The 4,624-nt window shown below is 33.8% G+C and carries 3 protein-coding genes; all 3 read right to left on the bottom strand.

What is annotated here, in order from left to right:
* Window positions 1-41: 41 nt before the first annotated feature.
* On the bottom strand, window positions 42-1,868 hold the full coding sequence (locus SCB73_RS06640; protein ID WP_320569294.1) for a LysM peptidoglycan-binding domain-containing protein: 1,827 nt from the start codon (window positions 1,866-1,868) through the stop codon (window positions 42-44).
* Between the two features lie 110 nt (window positions 1,869-1,978).
* Window positions 1,979-3,166 (bottom strand): phosphoglycerate kinase, encoded by a 1,188-nt coding sequence (locus SCB73_RS06645; RefSeq protein WP_320569295.1) that lies wholly within the window; start codon window positions 3,164-3,166, stop codon window positions 1,979-1,981.
* A gap of 440 nt (window positions 3,167-3,606) precedes the next feature.
* Complete coding sequence (locus SCB73_RS06650; protein ID WP_320569296.1) at window positions 3,607-4,581, bottom strand: PorP/SprF family type IX secretion system membrane protein; 975 nt, start codon at window positions 4,579-4,581, stop codon at window positions 3,607-3,609.
* Between the last annotated feature and the right edge of the window lie 43 nt (window positions 4,582-4,624).

Here is a 4,624-nt window from a genome sequence, read left to right on the forward strand (position 1 = left end):
TTAATTTATGAAATAAAACCCAAATTTAGATGATTTTTTTGTTATCCGTTTATTTTGAGTTTCATTCCGGGTTTAATATCTCCATCTTTAATACCATTCCATTTTTTAATATCTGAAATTGTAACTCCAGGATATTTTTTAGAAATGCTATAAAGAGAATCTCCTTTTTTCACGTAATAATCTTCGCTAACTTTTTTAGACACAGCACTTTTCTTAAACGAATCAACTGATGCATTCGAAGCAATCGCTGTATTTACGTTTGCAGTTTCTTCAATTACTGGAACTTCCTTAGAAATCACTAATGTTTTTCCGATACCAATATTATTTGAAGTTAGACCATTAAGTTCTTTTAACTCCGCAATAGTCATACCGAATTTCTTCGCAACGTTCCCTAAATTATCTCCAGCCAACACAACATACTCTTGAGGAAGCGAATTCTTTTCTTTGTCATCAGCAGCAGCGATCGCTTCTTCTGATTTTTTCTCTACAGCAGGAATTGATTTAGCATCCTTTGAAATTTTTGATGGATCAACATCCGACTTGATTTTTAACGTTCTGCCTAATGCGACATTATTTGATTTTAAATTATTCCATTTCTTTAAATCGGCAATATTTACATCGTATTTATCTGCAATGGCACCCAGATTATCACCTTTTTGAACTTCATACATTTGAAAATCCGAATTGATTTTCTCTGGTTGCAACTTCACTTTAGGCGCAACTTTTACAGCCAACTTTGATGGTAATGTGCGAATTGTTGACATATGATCAACATAGGCATAAATTTGTTTTTCATTTGAAACAAAAGTGGCGATTTTGTCTTTTGGCAACCGCAGACAATGCTGTTCTCCTTGATAATAAGGCACCACATTCAATTTATAAGAAGGATTTAAAAGCTGAATTTGAGATTGTGGCATATCAAGCAAATCTGCGATTTGTTTGAATGTCATTTCTTTTTTGATATTTAAAGTATCTGTTTCGAAGTTTTTTACAACAGCTCTTTCGGGATTGATTCCGTGCTCTTTATGATATTCAAAAAGATACATTGTCGCATAAAAAGCAGGTACATAACCTTGAGTCTCTTTAGGAAGATTGCTGCGAATGTCCCAGTATTTTGATTGTCCGCCAGAACGACGAATTGCCTTAGTAACATTTCCAGGTCCTGAATTGTAAGAGGCCAAAACTAGTTCCCAGTCACCAAAGACTTCAAACATTTTGGTCATGTATTCGCTTGCTGCTGCTGTAGCTTTCATTGGGTCGCTGCGCTCATCAATATATGAATCGATTTTTAAAGCGTACTGTTTTCCAGTTCCATACATGAACTGCCAAAGTCCTGTAGCGCCCATTTTAGAAACTGCTTTAGGATTTAAAGCAGATTCTACAACGGCTAAATATTTGATTTCTAAAGGAACATTGTTTTTTGCAAATGATTCCTCGAAAATTGGGAAGTAATATTCGGATAAAGCCATTAATCGAGAAAACGATTTTTTACGATTCTTGAGAAATGACTTTATTAAGTTTTCTAAACCTTGATTGTATTCAATGTGAAACGGCGATTTTTCATTCATTGCCTGAAGTCGCTGTTTCAGCAAATCAGTAGGCAACTCTTCATCAACCGTAACATCTGAATTGATAGTTTGAATATCTTTTGTTAAATCATCGTAGATATCTAAACTTGTTAATTCTTTCATCCAAAGACTGTCTGCTTTTGCAGCCATGTCATTTTTCTTGAATGTGCTTTTAACCGAATCTAAGTACGATAATTTTACTTCAGGCTTGATTTCAACTTCTGAAGATGCACTTTGCTGTGCAAACATCGTCATTGAAAAAAGAGCTGTCGCTACTATTGATATTTTCCTTACAATCATATAACATTTTTTTAAAATCTTATAAATCATATATTTATAAGACATGTATTTTTGCAAAACTAAAAAGTTTAGTGTTTAAAAATACGTAAAAAAATGTTAATTGTGATATTTTAGTCTAAAATTGCAGCAATTCCAGGTAAAACTTTTCCCTCAAGCATCTCTAGCATAGCTCCTCCTCCAGTTGAAACATAGCTCATTTTGTCTTCAAGACCAAATTGTTTTACTGCAGCAACTGAATCTCCACCTCCAACTAATGAAAATGCGCCATTTTTAGTAGATTCTGCAATAAAATCACCTAAAGCAATAGTTCCTTTAGCGAAAGTTTCCATTTCAAAAACTCCTAATGGACCATTCCATAAGATTGTTTTAGACTCTAAAATTACTTTTTTGAAGTTCTCCAACGATTTTGGACCCGCGTCAAGACCTTGCCATCCGTCAGGAATTGCCGTTACATCAACAACTTGTGTATTTGCACTATTTGAGAAATCGTCTGCAGCAACTACATCAACAGGAATATGAACTTGAACACCTTTTTCTTTAGCTGCTTTTAAGATATCAAGCGCCAATTGCAATTTATCATCTTCGCAGATAGATTCTCCGATTTTTCCACCTTGCGCTTTGATGAAGGTAAAAGTCATACCTCCACCAATAATCATGTGATCAACTTTGTCTAAGATATTTTCGATCACTGTAATTTTTGAAGAAACTTTAGAGCCTCCAAGAACTGCAGTTACAGGTTTTTCACTGTTTTTCAAAACTTTATTCAAACTCTCGATTTCTTTTGCCAATAATGTTCCGAAACATTTATCATTTGGGAAAAACTGAGCAATAATTGTAGTCGAAGCGTGCGCTCTGTGAGCCGTTCCAAAAGCATCGTTTACATAAATATCTCCAAGTGAAGCCAATTCTTTAGCGAAAGCTACATCTCCAGCTTCTTCTTCAGCATGAAAACGTAAATTTTCTAGCAATAAAACTTCTCCCGGTTTCAAAGCTGCTGCTGCATTCTGAGCCACTTCTCCAACACAGTTTTCAGCAAATTTTACTTGAACTCCTAAAATTTCAGAAGCCGTTTTTAAAATATGTTTTAATGAATATTTTTCTTCAGCACCTTTTGGTCTTCCTAAATGCGACATCAAAATCACACTTCCGCCTTGCGCCAAAATAGCATCAATTGTAGGTTTAGCCGCTTCAATACGTGTAGCATCAGTTACATTGAAATTTTCATCTAAAGGGACATTAAAATCAACACGAATAATGGCTTTTTTATTTTTAAAATCGAAATCGTTTAAAGTTTTCATTTTTATTAATTTTTAGGTTTTTTTTCGAAAGAACAACAAATATAGGACTTTTACAGTACTAATAAATTCGGATAAACTAAAAAATCGATAATTAAAAGAACGAAAACGTTATAATTTCACAAATAAATTGGTTTATTAAATATTAAACACAATTTTAAATACAAATTTCACATCTACTTAATCATAAAAAAACCTTTCCTGTCTTGCAGAGCGACAGAAAAGGCAAAAAAAAGCGAGTCACAACATTTTGTGTTTCGCATAAAGTGAAAATTTTGCTTTCATTGATCAAATTTGATTTATCATTTTGACAATGCAAACTGATAACTATTCAAATTTAATTCTACTGTAAGTTTATTTCAAATTATTCGGCAAAAACACAAAATGTTGCGACTCGCTTTGTAATAATGGCTTATTTGGCCTAAGAAATGGTTTTGTTCTTATTAATCGTGAACTGGACTCTGCGTACAAGGACAGTTACTGATAGCCTGCAAGAAATCAAAACCTATAGTTACTACGTGAGTACCTGTATTGTAATTTCCAAGATCGTTGAACATGACTTGGTATGAATATCCGAAGTAAAATCTAGATTTCATGAAACCTGCCATTGGTCCTACCGATAATGGTTTTGGAAACTGGTCATTCAACATACGATAAGAAACTCCAATCCAATAGTAATCTTCGTAACGATTGTAGCGTCTGTATTTGAAGTTGAAATCGGTTGTTGAACGTTTATCACTTGCAAAATACTGGAAGAAGACAGATGGTTCATATTCAATTCTTCTATTTTCACCATCGTTAAAAACATATCCAGTGTAAACTTGGTAGTTAGAAAGCAAGTTAGGCTCTACTCCACGATATTTATCTACATTTTTCTTTAGAACGTTATTCGCATTGAAACTCAAATAAAAGTTCTTATAACGATACAATGCACTAAGGTCAAAGTTGTTGTTTCCTGTATAACGATTATCTGTTACCGATGGATCAAGAATTGGATGCTCAATTGTATTATTAAACTCATCGATATCAATTCTGAAACTGTTGAAGTTATACGAAATACCAAAAGACAGATACATTTTAGCATAATAATCCAAAATCAAGTGATGCGCAAACGAAACTTTAGCACCAGTTTGTCTTGTGTACCCGTTTTTATCATTGTAAAGCGAAATTCCAACCCCTGAACGATCTAAGATTCTAAAATCGGCATATAAAGATTGGTTTTCAGGCGCATCTTTAATTCCGACCCATTGCGTCAAACCATTTGCTCTAATTCGAAGGTTATCTCCGATACCGGCATAAGCAGGTGAAAGCACAAAAGGGTTATCAGCTAAATACTGCGTAAAAACTGGTAGGTTTAACTCTTGGCTGTAACTTGTTGTTACAGCCATGAGTACTAGGGATAAAATAAACTTTTTCATTGTAATAATTTTTTTAGATAACATCATTGGGGCTCAAATTTTG

This window comes from Flavobacterium sp. KACC 22761 (assembly GCF_034058155.1).
Lineage (GTDB): Bacteria > Bacteroidota > Bacteroidia > Flavobacteriales > Flavobacteriaceae > Flavobacterium.